The organism is Sinorhizobium kostiense (genome assembly GCF_017874595.1).
In the GTDB taxonomy this organism is placed as follows: domain Bacteria; phylum Pseudomonadota; class Alphaproteobacteria; order Rhizobiales; family Rhizobiaceae; genus Sinorhizobium; species Sinorhizobium kostiense.
On record NZ_JAGILA010000008.1, the window covers coordinates 325,467 to 345,605 of the forward strand.

Sequence of the window (20,139 nt, forward strand, 5' to 3'; positions counted from 1 at the left end):
TCCTTAAATCGACCTCGATTTAAGACTAAAGACATTTTCAAAGTGATACAGCGGCCTTTGCGCGTCTGATAAGACGCGCAAAGGCCGTCGCACTTTCTGCGCGGTCAGATCCGAAATGCCGAACGTACACCGTCGATTACGAATTGCACGGCGAGCGCCGCGAGGATCACGCCGAGCAGGCGGGTAAGGATCGCACGGCCGGTGACGCCGAGGAAACGATCGACCCGTTCGGCGATCACCAGCGCCAGAAACAAAAGCGCCATCGAGGCGGCGATGACGGTAAGGAGCTGCACGCGTTCGACGACGGAGGGAAACGAACTGCCGAGAAGAATGGTGGCCGAGATCGCCCCCGGACCGGCGATCAGCGGAAGCGCGAGTGGGAAGACGGCGATATTGTGGATGTGATCCTTGGTGACCGCCGTTTCACCCGTCTTTTCCTTTCGCTCCTGGCGCCGCTCGAAGATCATCTCGAAGGCGATCCAGAAAAGCAGCAGGCCGCCGGCGATCCGGAACGCGCCGATCGAAATGCCGAGCAAGCCCAGAATTCCGTCACCGAAAAGGGCGAATGTCGCAAGGATGAAGAAAGCGATCAGCGAGCCGCGCGTCGCAACCTGGAAACGCTGGTCGCGGCTGAGGCCGACGGTGAGGCTGAGAAAGATCGGCGCAAGCCCAGGCGGGTCCAGCGTCACGAGCAGCGTCGTCAGTGCGTTGATCAAGAGATCGATGTCGAACATCCGTTCCCCTCTACGGATTTCCGGATGGTCCCGGTTGTCGAGCCGCATTGTTAGGCAAGCCAGACGCTTTTGGGAAGTGGCGGCCACGGCGGCGCGTCCATTCGGACGCGCAAAGGTCGCTGTAGCACTTTGAGTTGCTGCCTGTCTTTGTTCCTAATTCGAGGTTGATTCCAAGGACATGCAGTAGCCAAGCGCCCCGCAATGGCTTAAACCGACCTCGCGCTTAAGGGTTTTCGCTGCAACCGGCATTGGCGCGGCAACTCTGGGTGGCTGCGTGTCTCGCTGCAGCAATCTGATGCAGGAGAATCTGCGGGGGCCTGCACGCTTGGCGCATGATTGCCTCAGAAAAGCCGGTTCCGGCGCTGAAAGACTGTTCAAAACGTTGCACCAAAATGGTGCTTCAAGCCGCATTCGGCTATATAAAACCGATTGATTCTGAACAAAGATCGTGATCGACATTGACTGAACAAAGCACTCCCGGCGGCGGAAAGAATCCGCCAGGCATCGAGCCGATTTCCATCATCGAGGAAATGCAGCGGTCCTACCTGGATTACGCCATGAGCGTGATCGTCTCGCGCGCGCTTCCCGATGTGCGCGACGGACTGAAGCCGGTTCACCGGCGCATCCTCTACGGGATGAGCGAGCTCGGCATCGACTGGAACAAGAAATACGTCAAATGCGCCCGCGTCACCGGTGACGTGATGGGTAAATACCATCCGCACGGCAACATGGCGATCTACGATGCGCTGGCGCGCATGGCGCAGGACTGGTCGCTGAGGCTGCCGCTGATCGACGGTCAGGGCAATTTCGGTTCCGTCGACGGCGACCCGCCGGCGGCCGAGCGCTACACGGAATGCCGGCTGCAGAAGGCGGCCCATTCGCTGCTCGACGATCTCGACAAGGAGACCGTCGATTTCCGCGATAACTATGACGGCACGCTGCAGGAGCCGGTGGTTGTCCCGGCAAAATTCCCGAACCTGCTGGTCAACGGCGCTGGCGGTATCGCCGTCGGCATGGCGACCAATATTCCGCCGCACAACCTCGTCGAAGTCATCAACGGCTGCATCGCGCTGATCGACGATCCGGCAATCGAACTGCCGGAGCTGATGCAGATCATACCGGGTCCGGACTTCCCGACCGGTGCACTGATCCTCGGCCGCGCCGGCATTCGCCAGGCCTACGAGACCGGCCGCGGTTCGGTCATCATGCGCGGCCGCGCCCATGTCGAGCCGATGCGCGGCGACCGCGAACAGATCATCATCACCGAGATCCCGTACCAGGTGAACAAGGCGACGATGATCGAGAAGATGGCCGAACTCGTGCGCGAGAAGCGCATCGAGGGCATCTCCGATCTCCGTGACGAATCCGACCGCCAGGGCTACCGGGTCGTGATCGAGTTGAAGCGCGACGCCAACGCCGAGGTCATCCTCAACCAGCTCTATCGCTACACGCCGCTGCAGACCTCGTTCGGCTGCAATATGGTGGCGCTGAACGGCGGCAAGCCGGAGCAGATGACGCTGCTCGACATGCTGCGCGCTTTCGTGTCCTTCCGCGAAGATGTCGTTAGCCGGCGAACGAAATACTTGCTGCGCAAGGCGCGCGAGCGGGCGCACGTCCTGGTCGGTCTCGCCATTGCGGTCGCGAATATCGACGAAGTGATCAAGCTCATCCGCCACGCGCCCGATCCGCAGAGCGCGCGCGAGCAATTGATGGAGCGGCGTTGGCCGGCACGCGACGTCGACGCGCTGATCCGGCTGATCGACGATCCGCGCCACCGGATCAACGAGGACGACACCTACAATCTCTCCGAGGAACAGGCCCGTGCCATCCTCGACCTGCGTCTGCAGCGCCTGACCGCACTCGGCCGTGACGAGATCGGCGACGAGCTCAACAAGATCGGCGAGGAAATCCGGGATTACCTCGAGATTCTGTCTTCTCGGCTGCGGATCATGCAGATCGTCAAGGATGAGCTTGTGGCCGTTCGCGACGAATTCGGCACGCCGCGCCGCACCGAGATTGCCGATGGCGGCCCGGACATGGACGACGAGGATCTGATCGCCCGGGAGGACATGGTGGTGACCGTGTCGCACCTCGGGTACATCAAGCGCGTGCCGCTGACGACCTACCGCGCGCAACGCCGCGGCGGCAAAGGGCGCTCCGGCATGGCGACACGCGACGAGGATTTCGTGACGCGGCTCTTCGTCGCAAACACCCACACGCCGGTTCTGTTCTTCTCCTCACGCGGCATCGTCTACAAGGAGAAGGTTTGGCGATTGCCGATCGGCACGCCGCAATCGCGCGGCAAGGCGCTGATCAACATGCTGCCGCTGGCGCCCGGCGAACGCATCACGACGATCATGCCGCTGCCCGAGGACGAGGCGACCTGGGAAAACCTCGACGTCATGTTCTCGACCACGCGCGGCACCGTGCGCCGCAACAAGCTCTCCGACTTCGTGCAGGTCAATCGCAACGGCAAGATCGCGATGAAGCTCGAAGAGGAGGGCGATGAGATCCTGTCGGTCGATACCTGCACGGAATTCGACGACGTGGTGCTGACGACCGCATGCGGGCAGTGCATCCGCTTCCCGGTATCCGATGTCCGCGTCTTCGCGGGCCGCAACTCGATCGGCGTGCGCGGCATTTCTCTGGCCGACGGCGACCGCATCATCTCGATGGCGATCCTCGGCCATGTCGAGGCCGAACCGTGGGAGCGGGCTGCCTATCTGAAGCGGTCGGCCGCCGAACGCCGCGCCGCCACCGGCGAGGACGAAGAGATCGTGCTCGTCGGTGAGGAGGTCACCAATGGCGGCGAACTCTCCAACGAGCGCTACGAGGAGCTCAAGGCCCGCGAGCAGTTCGTGCTGACGGTCTCCGAGAAGGGCTTCGGAAAACGCTCTTCTTCCTATGACTTCCGCACTTCCGGCCGAGGCGGCAAGGGCATTCGCGCTACCGATACGTCGAAAACGGCCGAGATCGGCGAGCTCGTCGCGGCTTTTCCGATCGAGCACAACGACCAGATCATGCTCGTTTCGGATGGCGGTCAGCTGATCCGCGTGCCGGTCCACGACATCCGCCTGGCAAGCCGTGCGACCAAGGGTGTCACCATCTTCTCCACCGCCAAGGATGAGAAGGTCGTGTCGGTTGAACGGATCAGCGAGCCGGAAGGCGAAGACGAGATCGAGGAGATCGTCACGGCCGGCGAAGCGATCGTGGCCGAACCGCCGGCTGACGCCGGAGACTGATCGAGGCTTCGACAATTCCAGTGCTGAAGCGCCGCGGGTCTGACAGACACGCGGCGCTTCAGCGGCTCTTGCTTGAACAGCGGGGGAGTTCCCGAGCCTGCCGGCAGCCCGGCCTACAAGGGACAGGCGTCAGGAAGGGAAGGGCCGAAAAAGACACGGCAGGCCGGACCATAAAGCGAAAGATGTGCCCGCCGGTTGAATAGAAGGGATTTCACCTCGGAGCGGGCGAAATCCCGCACATTGGTTTTGAACAACTCCCGGTTCTTTGCCCGCGCAGCGGGAGACCGTGCCTCGGCGAGCGGCTGGACGAGCCGGTGGAAATAGGCATTCGAAATCCGGCTCCTTGAAAATCCCCGTGTACCGACCGGCTGCCGGCGGAAGACATTCAGTCCGTCGTCGAGGCGCATGGTCACCTCATTGCGAAAACATATCTTTGATGTTCGGCAGGCGCATTGGAGGAAATACATCTGGTCCTCTGACGACACGCGCAGGCGGTCGTCGAAACGGACGCTCCCAAGGGCGCGCGCGTCGAGCACTGTTGCCGAAATGTGCACCGGCCATGTCGTCAGGATGATCTCGAAGAAATCGGCCTCGAGGGCGAAAAGCCTTCCTTCGTCATCCAGTCTCCTGCCGAACTCGGTCAGGCGCGTCTGGGTGAGACGCGTCGAACTGCGCGATGGCCAGGTATAATCGGCAAAATAGAAATCGTAGCCGCGCCCGAGCGCTTCGATGGCATATTGCAGGTGATGCTCGGTCCAGACGTCGTCGGAATCCAGGAAGGCGATGTAACGGGCCTCCGGGGGAACGCAATCGAGGCCAGTGTTTCGTGCACTTCCCGGTCCACCGTTCTTGCGTGAGATGACCCTTATGCGGGCTCGCTCGCTTTCGGGGCGGGACTCGACCTCTGCGACCGGCGACAAGGGGCTTTCATCATTCACCACGAGAACCAGCACGTCTTTGTAGGTCTGACGGAATATGCAGTCGAGAGCTCGCGTCAGGATCCCGGTTTCGGCCTGATAAAAGGGAATGATCACTGCCACGTCCATCATTCCACCCTCTTGGGCAAATACAACTATGAGTAGGTGATCTGTCAATATATCAATTCTGCAGGCCGGTCAATTTGCAGATCAGTTCCTGACGACCAGACAGGAGCCGCCGCTCCGGCGAATCGCGGCGCATAATGTATTGGCCTCGGCGCGTGTCTCGCGGCCAATGCGTGCGGCGTAGCGCCTTCTCGCCCCGAAGCTGGCGTTGCGTTCCCGAACGAGTATCGCTTTTTCGCCATTGATCGGCGCCGGCAGTTTTTTGACCGAGTTCAGGAACAGTCGCTGCGCGACCGATTTCTGGAAGTGTGCCGCCAATTGAACGCCCCAGGGCGCCCAGATTGCCTCTTCGGCGACAACGATCTCTCTGAGCCGTCGCGTGCTCGCAAGCGCGACGCAGCCATCGAGGAAGCTCTTTTCCTTGTCGAGCGCCAGATCGAGCGACTTCGGCGGATTGTCTCGCCAATCCTCGACGGGGTGCGCGGTGATCGCCAGCACGTAGTCCCGAGTCTCGTGGGGCAGTGAATCGCGCTTGAGGAAACGCTCGAGCCCCGCTTCGCCGGCATTGTAGGCAGCGGCAGCAAAGCCAAGATTGCCGTAGCGGAGCTTGAGCTCATTCAGGTATTCCGCGGACTTTCCAAGCGCCGCGACCGCATCGAAACTGTTCGACAAGCCCCGCAGCTTCGCCGTCCCCGGCATGAACTGCGCTATCCCCTCGGCGCCCTTCGGGCTGACCGCATCCGGCTGGAACAGGCTTTCGCGCCAGATTAATCGCGCAAAAAACGGCGCCGGCAGGTTATTCCTAAGCGCATAGTGCTCGATGATGCCGCAGACATCCTTGGCAAAATTCTCGCGGCTTATGCACAGCCGCACAGATGGGTCTGCCGCGGAGACACCTGCATAGAGGCATTTTTGCGGAGCAGCCGGCACATCGGGACGCCCATGTGCGACGCCGGTTTCGCCGACAGCAAGCGCCACGAGCGATACCGCGGCTACGGCAGTGCGCGCCAGACGTCCCATTCGGTTAAACCAGATGCGGCATCCGCCCGCTCTGCCTTGATCGACCATGCGGCTACTCAGCGACGAACGATGGTATATTGATAGCATCTTCAGCGGGAACGAGGAACCCGCGCGCTTTCGGTCCGACGAGGCCGCTGCAGGATCAAGAGCATGTGAAATCCAGCCAAAAGCGAAATTCGTCTTTATTTCCCTCGTGGATCCGTTGCTCAAGGACAAAAAAAGAGGGCCACAAGAAGACTTGGGCCCTATCAGTTGTGAAGGTTCAGAAACCTCCAGAGGGGAACAGCTGCTGCGGCGGCCGGGGAGGAGAAAGCCACCAATGCAACAGCCATAACCAATATGGGAAGCGTCCGGTTGGCTTTCAATAGCCGCCGATCAGATTCTCGCAACTGAAGGCTGTGCCGCGTGCAGGCAAAAAAAGAGGGCCGCAAGAAAACTTGGGCCCGTAGTTGTGAAGGTAATTAGAACCTCCAGAGGGGAACAGCTGCTGCGGTGGCACTGGGAGGAGAAGCCACCAAAGATGCATCAGCTGCGTGCAGGTATGCTGTTTTTTTGGGCGGGGAGCAATCATTTAATATGCATGCCAGCCATGCCGTGTGCGCATCCCTGCACATTTTTGCGGCGAACACTAGTTTGCGCCGGCGATCGGCCCGAATGCCGGAACCGATTTTCGGAAATCAGGATGCGTGATTTCAATGGGTTACAGCGCCCCTTGTCCCGCCGGGGCGCCGCTGCCAAGAAATCAAGCAAACGGCTCCGCCCTTAGAAGTTCCAATTTCTGGCCTTGGCGACAATATAGTCACGGAAGACCTTCAGCTTCGCGGCATTCTTCATTTCATCCGGATAGCAGAAATAGGTGTCGAACGAGGGGATCTCGGCACTGATCGGGAGTTGGATGAGGCCCGGGTCGCGGCCGACGATGTAGTCCGGCAGCATGGCTATTCCGATACCGAGCAGGCAGGCGCGCTTGATCGACGTCTGGCTGTTGATCTGCAGATGCGAGACACGCGGATTGTCCGGATCGCGACCGGCGATCTCCAACCAGTTGACGTCGAGCAGATAGTTCGGCGCGGGCTCGCCAAAGGTGATGATCCGATGGTTGTCCAGCTCTTCGAGCGAATGCGGCTCGCCATGTTTGTTGATATAGGACGGCGCCGCATAGATATGCATGTGAACCGTGAACAGCTTGCGTTGGATCAGGTCCGATTGCTGTGGCTGGCGCAGCCTGATCGCGCAATCGGCATGCCGCATGTTCACGTCCAGTTCTTCGTTATCGAGAATGAGCTGCACCTGCACATCGGGATAAAGGGCCATGAATTCCTGGATCTTGTCCGTAAGCCAACCCTGGCCGAGACCGACCGTGGTGGTAATGCGCAGCTTGCCGGCCGGCTTGTCCGTGGTCTCGCTCAGCTGCGCCTTGACGCTTTCGAGCTTCATCAGCACCTCGTGTGCGGTGCGGTAGAGCATTTCGCCCTGCTCGGTCAGAATGAGGCCGCGAGCATGGCGATGAAACAGCTTGATGCCGACATCCTGCTCGAGCGCACTGACCTGACGGCTGATGGCAGATTGCGAGAGGTGGAGTTTGTCCGCCGCATGCGTGAACGAGCCGGCCTCGGCCGCCGCATGGAAAATGCGAAGTTTGTCCCAGTCTAGCGACATAACGTCCCCCAATAAGGATCGCTCGGAGAAACCGGGCGGCATCCTCCGGGCGTTAGCGATGCGTCTCTGTTCCCACCCGGAACGGCGCCTCACATCGCCGCGCGTCCTAACAGACGCGTAAGGTCGCAGTAGGGCGCAGTCCCGATTTGCAGCTTCTATTCGGCTGCGATTGCGACAGGCATATGACCCGCCAGATATTTCTCCGCCTCGAGTGCTGCCATGCAGCCCATCCCCGCGGCCGTCACGGCCTGACGATAAACGTCGTCGGTGACGTCGCCGGCGGCAAAGACGCCCGGGACGTCGGTCGCGGTCGAATCCGGCGCGGTCCACAGGTAGCCGTTCGGCTTCTGACGAAGCTTGCCCTTGAAGAGTTCCACGGCCGGCGCATGACCGATCGCGACGAAAACGCCGTCGGTCGCCATTTCGGAAACTTCACCGGTCTTCGTATTGCGTAGCTTCACGCCGTTGACCGAGGCCGGCATTGGCGGTTTCGCCGGCGCGCCGAGATACTCGACCACCTCATGATCCCACACGATCTTGACGTTCGGCTTGGCGAAAAGACGCTCCTGCAGGATCTTTTCCGCCCGGAACGCATCACGGCGGTGGACGACCGTTACCGTCTTGGCGAGGTTTGAGAGATAAAGCGCCTCCTCCACGGCGGAGTTGCCGCCGCCGACTACGATCACATCCTTGTTGCGATAGAAGAAGCCGTCGCAGGTGGCGCAGGCGGAAACGCCAAAGCCCATGAAGGTCTGCTCGGTATCGATGCCAAGCCATTTCGCCTTGGCGCCAGTCGCAATAATCAAGGCGTCCGTCGTCCAGTCGGCGCCGCTATCCGTCTTGATGCGGAAGGGACGGGCGGAAATGTCGACATCGGTCACGATGTCGTTGATGATCTCCGCGCCGACATGCGTTGCCTGCTTCAGCATCTGCTCCATCATCCAGGGCCCCTGCACCGGATCGGCATAACCGGGATAATTCTCCACATCCGTGGTGATCATCAACTGTCCGCCCTGCTCCATGCCGGCGATAAGTACGGGCGACAGCATGGCGCGCGCCGTATAAATCGCGGCCGTGTAGCCGGCGGGGCCGGAGCCGATGATCAGCACTTTGGTGTGGCGAGCGGTCATGCGCTTGTCCTTAATTCGCCGGAAGACCGATGAGCGACCTCCGGTGCGGTTCGATGCTGGCGAAATATCGCCATACTTTAGGTATTCACAGCCCGGACTTTCAAGGGCACCCTCGCTGATACACACAAGTGGTTGGGTCTGCACCAGGATTTTGACACCAGATCGCGCATTTTCCGACGCTATTGCCGGAAAGTTGCCGATGAGGCGGTGTTGTTGCCGGCGAGGAGAGGCGAGGGGATGGCAATCTTCTTGTGCATGCATGTCCCGCACCCTCGTTTCGGAACGCCGTTACGTGTAAACCACGCGGGGTCACGCACGCAGTCCGAGGCGTCCGCGTGTCCGGCGACGGACGACGACTTTCTTCGCGCGGCGGAGCTATCTATGTGGGCAGCTGGGGCCCGTGCGGGGCCTGCACAATGGGGATATCGGTAATGGCCATACGTGTCGACCTCGATGCCATCGACATGAAGATCCTGCGGGAACTGCAGAACAACGGCCGGATGACGAATGTGGAGCTTGCCGAACGTGTGGGTATCTCCGCGCCGCCGTGCCTGCGGCGTGTCCGCAAGCTCGAGGAAGCGGGCGTCATTCGCGGCTACCGCGCCCTCCTGAATGCCTCCGCTCTCGGTTACGATCTGGTCGCCTTCTGCATGGTCGGCCTCAAACATCAGTCCGATGCCAATCTCAAAGCCTTCGCCGCCCGCACGGCATCATGGCCGCTCGTCCGTGAAGCCTGGATGGTCTCCGGCGAATCCGACTTTCTCCTCCAATGCGTGGCGGAGAACCTTGCGAGCTTTCAGGATTTCGTTATTGAAGAACTCACCGCGACCGACAATGTCGATACGGTGCGGACAATGTTGACGATCCGCCAGGTAAAGGACGCCTGCCAGGTCGAAATCTAGGCCGCGAGCGAGAACAGCTTCGGTTTCCATGCGACGTTTGCCAGGCGGAACGAATTGAAACATCAGCAGGACGACAGCCCGGACATACCGAACTTGGCGCGAAGGGGCGACCCTGTGGGGCCGAAACTGCCGCTTTCCGCCTTCATCATCTGCCTTAATGAAGAGACCTATCTCGGCAATTGCATCGAGAGCCTCGAGCAATGCGCCGAAATCGTGATCGTCGACTCCGGCTCGAAGGACGGAACGGCGACACTGGTTCAGTCCTATATCAAGAGCGGTTGGCCCATCCGGTTCATCCACGAGCCTTGGCGTGGCTATGCCGGGCAGAAGCAGTTCGCCCTCGACCAGTGCACTCAGCCCTGGTGCTTCAACATCGATGCAGACGAACGGCTCGACCAGCCGCTCAAGGCTCTGATGCCTTCGCTTCTTGAAGCTCCGGACGATATCGCCGGCTGGAAGGTGGCGCGCCGCCCCTATCTGATCGGCTACGGCTACACGCCCGAGAAGGCCCGCGAACGTCGCAATCTACGCCTGATCCGAAAGGGTCGCGGTCGCTACGACCTCCGCCAGAAAGTCCACGAAGGCATCGTTCCCGACGGCAAGGTCGGTGCGGCCAGGAGCGGCAGCCTGCTGCACTATCGGCCGCTGATCATCGACGAGCAGATCCTCAAGGAAAACAACTATTCGACACTGAAGGCGGATCAGCAATTCGCGGAGGGAAAACCGCCGCGGCCCTATAAGATGCTTTTCGGTCCGCCGCTCTATTTTTGTCGGCTCTACTTCCGCAATGGGTTTTGGCGCTGCGGTTTTCCCGGCTTCATCCAGGCGGCCACCGGGGCGGTTTATGCATTTTTGACAGCGGCGAAGCTCTATCAGCGGCACGCGCTGAAAACGCGCCCGAACATCGATGATGCGTTTTCCGGCTAGCGCATCGGCCCGAAAATTCGGAACCGAAAGAGTTACAGCGTCTCTCGCGCGTCCTAAAGGGCGAATGGCGCTGTCGGCCTCGAAACGTCACGTGCGGCATAGATGAAGGTCATTCACTTCCATTTCGGCAAAGACGGCGGTGCCGAGCGCTTCTTCGTGCATCTCGTCAACGCGCTCGCCGAACGCGGCGTCGAGCAGACATCCATCATCCGGCCAGGCCGTATCTGGCGCCGGGAAATCGAGGGCGCCAGCCGCATCGGGGAAAGCCACTTCCGCAACCTGTCGCTCGATCGTCTACTTTTGCCGCTGAAGGTCAGGCGCATGGCCGAGCGCGACAAGCCGGACGCGCTCATGGCCTGGGCGCCGCGGGCGAGCGAGCTCATGCCAGCCTATAGAGGCTGCATCAAGATTTCCCGTCTCGGCGACTATCCGCCGCGCCTCGACTATTTCAAGAATTCCGACTGTCTTGTCTGCAACACTCCGGGCATAGCCGACCATGTTCGCAAGCTCGGTTGGAAGCGGGACATCGAGATCATCTCCAATTTTACAAGTACCGAACGGGTGCGGCCCATAGCGAGGGAAACGCTCCACACGCCCGCTGACGCGCCGCTCGTCATGTCGATGGGGCGCTTTGTCGATCGCAAGGGATTCCACACCCTGATCGAGGCCATGCGCAAGCTGTCCGGCGTCTATCTCTGGCTGCTCGGCGACGGCGAGGAGCAGGAGAACCTGCAAAAGCTCGCGGCCGATCTCGGCGTCGCCGATCGGGTGCGCTTCGCGGGCTGGCAGAAAGACTCGCGACCTTTCCTCGCCGCCGCCGACATATTCGTCATGCCTTCCACTCACGAACCGCTCGGCAACGTCATCCTTGAAGCCTGGGCCCAAGGGCGACCGGTGGTGTCGAGCCGATCCGAAGGGCCGCAATGGTTCATGCAGGATGGCGAGAACGGTCTGATGGTGGACATCGGCGATGCCGACGGTTTTGCGCGTGCGATCGAGCGGATCGCAAATGACCGGGCACTCGGCGCTCGACTCGCGGAGCGAGGGCACGAGACGCTCGTTGGTCAGTTTTCTAAAGACGCGGTCACTGACGCCTATCTGAAATTGTTCGCGTCAAAGCGTTAGAATCATTTGCGCATCAAGCTTTCGTAGATTGCCCCGATCGCCCGCGCTTCACCCTCGATCGCAAAGTTTTGCGAGACCCGTGCCAGTCCGTTTGCGCCGGCAGCGGCAAGCCGCGCCGGGTCGTCCATGAATGCGGCGGCGCCGTCGACCATTGCTTTCAAGTCTGCGGCAGGGATGAGGAGACCGGTATGGTCGGCGATCAGTTCCGAAAATGCGCCGACATCGGTGGCGACGACGGGCACGCTGCTCGCCATCGCTTCCAGCGGCGTCAAGCCGAAGCCCTCCCAGCGCTGCGGCGCGATGAAGAGGTCGAGAGCCCGGTACCAGTCGGGAATATCGGTGTGTTCGCCGACGAAGAGAATACGGTCGGAGAGTCCGGCTTTGGCGACGCGTTCCTTCAGCTGAGCTTCGAAGGCGAGGTGAGGGCCGGTCGCCCGTCCCGCCACGATTGCGCACCAATCGGGCCGGCCGGGCAGGAGGGCGATCATGCTATCGACGAAAAGGTCCGTCCCTTTCTGGTGACGCACCCGGCCGAAGCATCCGGCATATCGCTTGGAAGGATCGAGGCCGAGCGCGCGTTTCGTCTCGGCCTTGTCAGGCGGCGGATGGAAGCGTCCTGTGTCGATGCCGTGCAGGATGACCGTGTTCGGCACATCGAGATAGCCGGCAGTCTTGCCGCTCGTGGCAATCACCGCGTCCATCCGGCGGATGAGGAACTTGCTCCAACCGGTATGCCGCCGCTGAGAAGCGGAGGTGAAAACGATCCGGATGTTCATGCGCAGGAGATCGCGGAGCAGAATCGCCGGCAGCATCTCGACGTTGCGGCGCGCGTGCCATACGCGGCAGGTACGCCCCGCCGGCGCCTGCCACAGCTGCATCAGGTCGCGAAACCGGATGGAAGGCAGGCTTGCCGGCAGCCCTGGGCCGAGCACCGCGATTTTCTGGCCGAGCGCCCTTTGAACGGGGACAAGCTGGATGATGGTCGAAGTGACGCCGGAGAGACGACGCTTGAAATTGGGCGCGATGATCTCGATGTCGCGGATATCGACCACGTAAGCGCTCTCCTCGCGCATGCGACGACAACAATATGATGCAGGGAGAAGGTGGGGCAAGCCAATGTGCCCGCCCCGAAGGCTGGTCAGCCCCAGTGGATGGCGAGGATTTCGTACGCCTTCGAGCCGCCGGGCGCATTGACTTCGATCGAGTCCCCGACTTCCTTGCCGATCAGCGCGCGGGCGATCGGCGAGGAGATCGAAATGCGGCCGGCCTTCACGTCGGCTTCCTGATCGCCGACGATCTGATAGGTCTTTTCCTCCTCGGTGTCCTCGTCAACAAGCTTGACCTTGGCACCGAACTTGATCTTCGAGCCGGACATCTTCGAAAGATCGATGACTTCAGCCCGGGCGATCAGGTCCTCGAGCTCCGAGATGCGGCCTTCGTTATGGCTCTGCGCTTCCTTGGCGGCGTGATATTCGGCATTCTCCGACAAGTCGCCATGGGCGCGAGCCTCGGCGATCGCTTCGATGATTCTCGGGCGTTCTTCCTGCTGGCGCCAGCGCAGCTCCTCCTGCAGATTGACGAATCCACCCTGGGTCATCGGAACTTTGTCGACCATTTTGTTACCCTTTATCAAGCACACGGCGCCACCTTTCGGCGGCGCCTACGCAAAAGAAAACGGCCTCCGGAGCCAAAGCACCGGAACCGTCCGAAACATCCGAACCGCCCTTATAGCAGAAAGCCGATCTGCTTTGCCAGATTTTTCAGTCGGGCCGCTACTGCATGCCTCCGTAAGGCGACCTCAATTTAAGGAGAAGGATATGCAGCAAATCAAGGTGCTACAGCGACCCTTGCGCGCCTAAAGGGCGCGCAGCGCTGTCCGTGTCTCCGGGATCAATTGAAATAGTCCTGCAGGGGCCGGACTTCCAGGTTTCCAGCCTTCAGCGCCTTGATGGCAAGAGCTGCGGCCTCCGCCCCGGCCATTGTTGTGTAGTAGGGGACCTTCTGCATCAGGGTCGCGCGCCGCAGAGATTTGGAGTCCGAGATCGCCTTGTTGCCGTCGGTCGTGTTGATGACGAGCTGCACCTGGCGGTTGCGGATCGCGTCCTCGACGTGCGGCCGGCCTTCAAGGACCTTGTTGATCTTGGTCGCCGTAATACCGTGGTCGGCGAGGAAGCGGGCCGTGCCGCCGGTTGCCATGACCTTGAAGCCGATATCGGCAAGGATGCGGATCGCCGGCAGCACGCCCGGCTTGTCCTCGTCGCGAACCGAGACGAAGACCACGCCGTCGCGCGGCAGGTCGACACCGGCGCCGAGCTGGGACTTGGCGAAGGCAAGCGCGTAATCGGTATCGAGGCCGATCACCTCGCCCGTCGAGCGCATTTCCGGACCGAGCAGCGTGTCGACCCCGGGGAAACGGGCGAAGGGGAAGACCGCTTCCTTGACGGCGATGTGCTTCAGGTTGCGCGGATCCGGTTTCCTGCCATAGGCGGCAATCGCCTGCTCGAGCGTTTCTCCGGCCATGATGCGCGCGGCGATCTTCGCGATCGGCGCACCGATCGTCTTTGCCACGAACGGAACCGTGCGCGAGGCGCGGGGATTGACCTCGAGCACGTAGATCGTGCCATCCTTGATGGCGAACTGCACGTTCATCAAGCCGCCGACGTTCAGCGCTTTCGCCAGCGCCGCCGTCTGGCGCTCGAGCTCCTCAACCGTATCCTTGTCCAGCGTGTGCACCGGCAGCGAGCAGGCGGAGTCGCCGGAGTGGATGCCGGCCTCCTCGATATGCTCCATGATGCCCGACACGAAGACATCCTTGCCGTCGCACAGGCAGTCGACGTCCACTTCAGTCGCATTGGTCAGATAGCTGTCGAAGAGCAGGGGGTTCTTGCCGAGAAGCGTGTTGATCTGGCCGGTCTTGTCGTTCGGGTAGCGCTGCTTGATGTCCTCGGGTACGAGACCGGGCACGGTGTCGAGCAGGTAGGTCTGCAGCATGCTTTCGGAATGAATGATCTGCATGGCGCGGCCGCCGAGAACGTAGGAGGGACGCACGACCAACGGGAAGCCGATCTCGGCGGCGACGAGGCGCGCCTGCTCGACCGAATAGGCGATGCCGTTGCGCGGCTGGTTGAGGTCGAGCTTCATCAGGAGCTTCTGGAACCGGTCGCGGTCCTCGGCCAGATCGATCGCGTCCGGCGCCGTTCCAAGGATCGGAATGCCGTTCTTTTCGAGCGCTTCGGCGAGCTTCAGCGGCGTCTGGCCGCCGAATTGCACGATAACGCCGTGCAGCGTGCCGTTTTCCTGTTCGGCGCGCATGATCTCGATCACGTCCTCCGCCGTCAGCGGCTCGAAATAAAGCCGGTCGGACGTGTCGTAGTCGGTCGAGACGGTTTCCGGATTGCAGTTGACCATGATCGCTTCATAGCCAGCGTCCTTCAACGCGAAGGCCGCATGGCAGCAGCAATAGTCGAACTCGATGCCCTGGCCGATCCGGTTCGGCCCGCCGCCGAGAATGACCACCTTCTTGCGATCGGAAACCTGTGCCTCCGAGCGCGCGGCGCCGACGAAGGGAGTCTCATAGGTCGAGTACATGTAGGCGGTCGGCGAAGCGAACTCAGCGGCACAAGTGTCGATGCGCTTATAGACAGGGCGGACGTTCAGCCGGTTGCGCAGCTCTGCGACTTCCTTCGGGCGCTTGCCCGTAAGCGTTGCAAGGCGGGCATCGGAGAAGCCCATCGCCTTCAGCATGCGCAGGTTTTCGGCGTCCTCGGGCAGGCCGTGCTCGCGGATGCGGGCTTCCATATCGACGATCGCCTTGAACTGGGCGATGAACCAGGGGTCGATCTTGCAGGCTTCGTGCACCTCCGCCTCGCTCATGCCGAGGCGCAGCGCCTGGGCAACCATGCGCAGGCGGTCCGGCGTCGGCGTGCCGAGAGCGGCACGGATGGCGTTGCGGCCGTCGCCGTTCTCATCGAAATCGGGGATGTCGATCTCGTCGAGGCCGGTGAGGCCGGTTTCAAGCCCGCGAAGCGCCTTCTGCAGGGATTCGGCGAAAGTGCGGCCGATCGCCATCACTTCACCGACCGACTTCATCGCCGTCGTGAGCGTCGGCTCGGCACCGGGGAATTTCTCGAAGGCGAAGCGCGGGATCTTGGTGACGACATAGTCGATCGACGGCTCGAACGAGGCGGGCGTCGCACCGCCGGTGATGTCGTTCTCGAGCTCGTCCAGTGTATAGCCGACGGCAAGCTTGGCGGCGATCTTGGCAATTGGAAAACCCGTCGCCTTGGAGGCGAGCGCCGAGGAACGCGACACACGCGGGTTCATCTCGATGACGACCAGGCGGCCATTGACGGGGTTGACCGCGAACTGAACGTTGGAGCCGCCGGTCTCGACGCCGATCTCGCGCAGCACCGCGATCGAGGCGTTGCGCATGATCTGGTATTCCTTGTCGGTCAAGGTCAGCGCCGGGGCGACGGTGATCGAATCGCCCGTGTGCACGCCCATCGGGTCGATATTCTCGATCGAGCAGATGATGATGCAATTGTCCGCCTTGTCGCGGACCACCTCCATCTCATACTCCTTCCAGCCGAGAACCGACTCCTCGATCAGCACTTCGGTGGTCGGCGAGGCATCGAGCCCGCTGGCGACGATATCGAAGAACTCCGAACGGTTATAGGCGATGCCGCCGCCGGTGCCGCCCAGCGTGAAGGAGGGCCGGATGATCGCCGGTAGGCCGACCTCGTCCAGCGCCTGGGCCGCGATCGCCATGGCATGGTTCACGTAGCGCTGCTTGCGATCGCCCTCGCCGAGGTTCCACTGGTTTTCCAGGTCGTCGAGCGCCTTGTCGAGCTCGGAACCGGAAAATCTGCCCTTCAGCTCGGCGCGTTCCGCTTCGTGCACCTTGCGGTCGTGATCCTTGATGTCGGTGGCGTTCGCCAGGTGCGATTTCGGCGTCTCGAGACCGATCTGCGCCATGGCCTCACGGAAGAGGGCGCGGTCCTCGGCCTTGTCGATCGCCTCCGGCTTGGCGCCGATCATCTCGACATTGTAGCGATCGAGCACGCCCATGCGGCGGAGCGAAAGCGCGGTATTGAGCGCCGTCTGGCCGCCCATCGTCGGCAGCAGCGCGTCGGGACGCTCCTTGGCGATGATCTTGGCGACGACTTCCGGCGTGATCGGCTCGACATAGGTGGCGTCGGCGAGGTTCGGATCGGTCATGATCGTCGCCGGGTTGGAGTTGACGAGGATGACCCGATAGCCTTCCTCTTTCAGAGCCTTGCAGGCCTGGGTCCCGGAATAGTCGAATTCGCATGCCTGGCCGATTACGATCGGCCCCGCGCCGATGATGAGGATCGATTTGATGTCTTGGCGCTTCGGCATAGGCTCTCATCCGTTTCGGCTGCGCGAAAAACCGGCCAAGGTGGGAGTTCACCGGCCGGGGCGCGCAACAATGGTGTTTTCAGGCTAGAAGCGGCTTATAGGCAAATGTTTCTGCAAGCGAAACCCCGAAAATTCCGGAATCGACAATAAAGCGAACATCGCCGCGGCGCTTCGGCTCATCCCAGCTGCGATTCATTTCAACCGAGCTGACGGGCGCTCCGCTGCCTACAGCGCCGCGCGCATCAGACGCGCAATGGATTGCTGAAGCACTTTGATTGCTCCATGTCCTTGTCCTCGGATCCGAGGTAGAGATAGGGAGACTTGCAGTAGCAGAACCTCCCGGCTCCTTTTTAAATGATACCGCGGGTGAAACTCGTGCTGCCGCAATTGCGTTTTGCAACATTCTATCCCTTGAGTGGATGAAGCCGCGCTATCCGCGTCCCGCTCTTTTTTGGAGGAACACGTCATGGAGTGGAAAGGCCGTCGCCAGTCCAGCAATGTTGAGGATCGGCGAGGGACGAGCCCCGGCGGCATTGGACGGAACCCTTTCGGCCGCGGCGGCGGGTTTCGGATTCCAACCGGCGGCGGCATGCGTCGGAGAGGCGGAGGCCTGAGCTTCGGCACCATTATCTTTCTCGTCGTCATCTATTTCCTGTTCAGGGCGATGGGTGTCGACCTGCTGCAGGTCATCGAAGGCGGGCCGGTGAACATGCCCGGCTTCGAACAGACCGATGGTTCGCGCGCGCCGCGTGGCTCGGCGGCGGAAGAAGAGATGAAGGCCTTCATGGCGACCGTGCTGGCGGAAACGGAGGATACATGGCAAGGCGTATTCCAGGCCAATGGCGAAGAGTATCAGGAGCCGCGGCTCGTGCTTTTCGATGGCGCCGTGCAATCGGCCTGCGGCTTCGCCTCAGCCGCCTCCGGGCCCTTCTATTGCCCTGGCGACCGCAAGGTCTATCTCGACATGAGCTTCTTCGAGGAACTCGCACAGAAGTTTGAGGCGGCCGGAGACTTCGCCCAGGCCTACGTGCTGGCACACGAGGTCGGCCATCACGTGCAGAATCTGATCGGCGTGTTGCCCAAGTTCAACCAGATGCGACAGCGCATGAGTGAAGTCGAGGCCAACCAGATGTCGGTACGCGTCGAACTGCAGGCCGACTGCTTCGCCGGCATATGGGGCAAATTCACCGAGCAGAAGGGCCTGCTCGAGCGTGGCGACCTTGAGGAGGCTTTGAACGCTGCAACGCAGATCGGCGACGACACGCTGCAAAAACGCATGCAGGGCTACGTGGTGCCGGAAAGCTTCAACCATGGCACGTCGGAGCAGCGGATGACGTGGTTCAAGCGCGGCTTCGATAGCGGCAGGATGCAGGATTGCGACACTTTCTCCGGCCCCGTCTGAGCCCCGTCGAAGGTTTCGTCACATAAGCCATGCCGATCGGCATGATCACGAACTTTGAAATGTTCGCGGATTGTTCCGTTGCTCATTGTGGGATTACACTTTATCTGGTGAGGTCGTTCACGTTCTGTCTCCGCTGTGGCGGACATCGGGGAAGGGAGCTTGATGCTCGACAAGAAGTTCGTGCAACGCGGTCTCGCCGTCGTTTTCCTTATTCTGCTTCTCGACATCATGGGCATCGCCATCATCGTGCCGGTGTTGCCGAGCTATTTGCGCGAGCTGACGGGAGCGGATGTCGGGGAGGCGGCAATCGACGGCGGTTGGCTTCTGCTCGTTTATTCGGCAATGCAGTTTCTCTTCGCGCCGCTGATCGGCAATCTGAGCGACCGCTTTGGCCGCAGACCTGTTCTGCTCGCTTCGGTGCTTACATTCGCGATCGACAATCTCATCTGTGCTCTCGCAACGAGCTATTGGATGCTCTTCGTCGGTCGGATTCTCGCCGGCGTGAGCGGCGCGAGCTTCGGTACGGCTGCCGCCTTCATCGCCGACGTCAGCGACGACGGCAACCGTGCGAGGAATTTCGGACTGATCGGCATCGCCTTCGGCACCGGCTTCGCGCTCGGTCCGGTCGTCGGCGGGCTCCTTGGAGAACTCGGACCGCGGGTGCCGTTTTACGGCGCGGCCGGCCTGTCCTTCGTCAACTTCGTCGTCGCGATATTCCTTTTGCCGGAAACGCTTGGCGCCACCAACCGGCGCCGCTTCGAATGGCGCCGGGCGAACCCGTTGGGCGCGCTCAAACAGATGCGCCGGTATTCCGGGATAGGTAGGGTATGCCTCGCCTTCTTCCTTCTTTGGCTCGCCCATGCTGTCTACCCGGCCGTCTGGTCCTTCGTTTCGTCCCATCGCTACGGCTGGAGTGAGGGACAGATCGGCTTGTCGCTCGGCATCTTCGGCGTCGGCGGCGCATTCGTCATGGCGCTCGTTCTGCCACGCGTCGTCTCGAGACTGGGAGAAAGGCGAACAGCGACGCTCGGACTCGTCTTCACCGGACTGGGGATGGTTGGCTATGCGGCCGCCTGGGAAGGCTGGATGGTCTACGTCGTGATCGTCGCGACGGCGCTCGAGAGCCTCGCCGAACCGCCGCTGCGCAGCATCGCCTCGGTGCACGTGCCTCCGACGGCGCAAGGGGAGTTACAGGGAGCGCTCACCAGCATATCGAGCATGACGACAATTCTCGGGCCACTTCTGTTCACGCAGATTTTTGCGTATTTCACGAGCCATTCGACCGCTTATGCGTATTCAGGCGCACCCTATGCGGTGGCTGCGTGTCTGATTGCCGGCGCGCTCGCTGTTTTCCTGTTCCGGGTGCAACCGGTGCGCGGGAGAGAGCTCCGGCATGCCGCGCCGAACCCGGAAAGGCTCTAGCCCCAGCGACTTTGCCCGCGGCCTGCAAACTGATCAACTTTCTTGATGGCTTGATGAAAAATAATGCATCGTCGGCCTTGCGGCTGGCGCCCGCCTCGGTGGTGCTGTAAGCCGTCGCTCTCCTTTTGAGCGACGATCGCGCGCCCGAGCGAGG

The 20,139-nt window shown here is 61.3% G+C and carries 14 protein-coding genes; 6 read left to right on the forward strand and 8 right to left on the reverse strand.

All coding sequences use genetic code 11. From position 1 onward, the window contains the following. Positions 1–104 precede the first annotated feature (104 nt). Positions 105–734 (reverse strand): MarC family protein, encoded by a 630-nt coding sequence (locus J2Z31_RS25025; protein ID WP_209605765.1) that lies wholly within the window; start codon positions 732–734, stop codon positions 105–107. Between the two features lie 458 nt (positions 735–1,192). Between J2Z31_RS25025 and gyrA the strand changes: the two genes are divergently transcribed. Next, positions 1,193–3,976, forward strand: coding sequence for a DNA gyrase subunit A (gene gyrA / locus J2Z31_RS25030; RefSeq protein WP_209605767.1), 2,784 nt, complete (start codon positions 1,193–1,195; stop codon positions 3,974–3,976). 113 nt (positions 3,977–4,089) lie between these two features. Here the strand turns inward: gyrA and J2Z31_RS25035 are convergent, their stop codons facing one another. The 4 genes from J2Z31_RS25035 to trxB all read right to left on the reverse strand — a co-directional run bounded on the left by J2Z31_RS25035 (position 4,090) and on the right by trxB (position 8,828). Beyond that, a complete protein-coding gene (locus J2Z31_RS25035) occupies positions 4,090–5,025 on the reverse strand; it encodes a glycosyltransferase family 2 protein (RefSeq protein WP_209605769.1) in 936 nt (311 codons plus the stop codon). Positions 5,026–5,103: 78 nt separating this feature from the next. Beyond that, the gene (locus J2Z31_RS25040; RefSeq protein ID WP_209605771.1) at positions 5,104–6,087 is read right to left on the reverse strand and encodes a transglycosylase SLT domain-containing protein; all 984 of its coding nucleotides are present in this window, start codon (positions 6,085–6,087) and stop codon (positions 5,104–5,106) included. A gap of 714 nt (positions 6,088–6,801) precedes the next feature. Continuing rightward, complete coding sequence (locus tag J2Z31_RS25045; protein WP_209605773.1) at positions 6,802–7,698, reverse strand: LysR family transcriptional regulator VtlR; 897 nt, start codon at positions 7,696–7,698, stop codon at positions 6,802–6,804. A gap of 155 nt (positions 7,699–7,853) precedes the next feature. Further along, positions 7,854–8,828, reverse strand: a complete 975-nt coding sequence (gene trxB / locus J2Z31_RS25050) for a thioredoxin-disulfide reductase (RefSeq protein ID WP_209605775.1) — start codon at positions 8,826–8,828, stop codon at positions 7,854–7,856. Positions 8,829–9,259: 431 nt separating this feature from the next. Here trxB and J2Z31_RS25055 point away from each other — a divergent pair, with 431 nt between their 5' ends. The 3 genes from J2Z31_RS25055 (at position 9,260) to J2Z31_RS25065 (ending at position 11,782) form a co-directional block, all read left to right on the forward strand. Then, complete coding sequence (locus J2Z31_RS25055; RefSeq protein ID WP_209605777.1) at positions 9,260–9,730, forward strand: Lrp/AsnC family transcriptional regulator; 471 nt, start codon at positions 9,260–9,262, stop codon at positions 9,728–9,730. A 114-nt stretch (positions 9,731–9,844) separates the two neighbouring features. Continuing rightward, positions 9,845–10,657: a glycosyltransferase family 2 protein gene (locus J2Z31_RS25060; protein WP_209605860.1), complete on the forward strand. Its 813-nt coding sequence runs from the start codon at positions 9,845–9,847 to the stop codon at positions 10,655–10,657. A 102-nt stretch (positions 10,658–10,759) separates the two neighbouring features. After that, the gene (locus J2Z31_RS25065; RefSeq protein ID WP_209605779.1) at positions 10,760–11,782 is read left to right on the forward strand and encodes a glycosyltransferase; all 1,023 of its coding nucleotides are present in this window, start codon (positions 10,760–10,762) and stop codon (positions 11,780–11,782) included. Between the two features lie 2 nt (positions 11,783–11,784). Here J2Z31_RS25065 and J2Z31_RS25070 read toward each other — a convergent pair whose 3' ends face one another. The 3 genes from J2Z31_RS25070 to carB all read right to left on the reverse strand — a co-directional run bounded on the left by J2Z31_RS25070 (position 11,785) and on the right by carB (position 17,161). Beyond that, positions 11,785–12,834, reverse strand: coding sequence for a glycosyltransferase family 4 protein (locus J2Z31_RS25070; RefSeq protein ID WP_209605782.1), 1,050 nt, complete (start codon positions 12,832–12,834; stop codon positions 11,785–11,787). An 86-nt stretch (positions 12,835–12,920) separates the two neighbouring features. Beyond that, positions 12,921–13,397 carry a transcription elongation factor GreA gene (gene greA / locus J2Z31_RS25075; protein WP_071015293.1) on the reverse strand — a complete coding sequence of 159 codons (477 nt, stop codon included), beginning with the start codon at positions 13,395–13,397 and terminating at the stop codon, positions 12,921–12,923. Positions 13,398–13,672: 275 nt separating this feature from the next. After that, the gene (carB, locus tag J2Z31_RS25080; protein WP_209605792.1) at positions 13,673–17,161 is read right to left on the reverse strand and encodes a carbamoyl-phosphate synthase large subunit; all 3,489 of its coding nucleotides are present in this window, start codon (positions 17,159–17,161) and stop codon (positions 13,673–13,675) included. Positions 17,162–17,627: 466 nt separating this feature from the next. Between carB and ypfJ the strand changes: the two genes are divergently transcribed. Beyond that, entirely contained in the window at positions 17,628–18,563 is a 936-nt protein-coding gene (gene ypfJ / locus J2Z31_RS25085) for a KPN_02809 family neutral zinc metallopeptidase (protein WP_209605794.1), read from the forward strand. Positions 18,564–18,725: 162 nt separating this feature from the next. Then, positions 18,726–19,985 (forward strand): TCR/Tet family MFS transporter, encoded by a 1,260-nt coding sequence (locus tag J2Z31_RS25090; protein WP_209605796.1) that lies wholly within the window; start codon positions 18,726–18,728, stop codon positions 19,983–19,985. Positions 19,986–20,139: the final 154 nt, after the last annotated feature.

Bases quoted from the DNA above. Each gene is read 5' to 3' on its own strand.
- J2Z31_RS25025 (WP_209605765.1), bottom strand. From the start codon at position 734: ATGTTCGACATCGATCTCTTGATCAACGCACTGACGACGCTGCTCGTG.
- J2Z31_RS25035 (WP_209605769.1), bottom strand. From the start codon at position 5,025: ATGATGGACGTGGCAGTGATCATTCCCTTTTATCAGGCCGAAACCGGG.
- J2Z31_RS25040 (WP_209605771.1), bottom strand. From the start codon at position 6,087: ATGGTCGATCAAGGCAGAGCGGGCGGATGCCGCATCTGGTTTAACCGA.
- J2Z31_RS25045 (WP_209605773.1), bottom strand. From the start codon at position 7,698: ATGTCGCTAGACTGGGACAAACTTCGCATTTTCCATGCGGCGGCCGAG.
- trxB (WP_209605775.1), bottom strand. From the start codon at position 8,828: ATGACCGCTCGCCACACCAAAGTGCTGATCATCGGCTCCGGCCCCGCC.
- J2Z31_RS25055 (WP_209605777.1), top strand. From the start codon at position 9,260: ATGGCCATACGTGTCGACCTCGATGCCATCGACATGAAGATCCTGCGG.
- J2Z31_RS25065 (WP_209605779.1), top strand. From the start codon at position 10,760: ATGAAGGTCATTCACTTCCATTTCGGCAAAGACGGCGGTGCCGAGCGC.
- greA (WP_071015293.1), bottom strand. From the start codon at position 13,397: ATGGTCGACAAAGTTCCGATGACCCAGGGTGGATTCGTCAATCTGCAG.
- carB (WP_209605792.1), bottom strand. From the start codon at position 17,161: ATGCCGAAGCGCCAAGACATCAAATCGATCCTCATCATCGGCGCGGGG.
- ypfJ (WP_209605794.1), top strand. From the start codon at position 17,628: ATGGAGTGGAAAGGCCGTCGCCAGTCCAGCAATGTTGAGGATCGGCGA.
- J2Z31_RS25090 (WP_209605796.1), top strand. From the start codon at position 18,726: ATGCTCGACAAGAAGTTCGTGCAACGCGGTCTCGCCGTCGTTTTCCTT.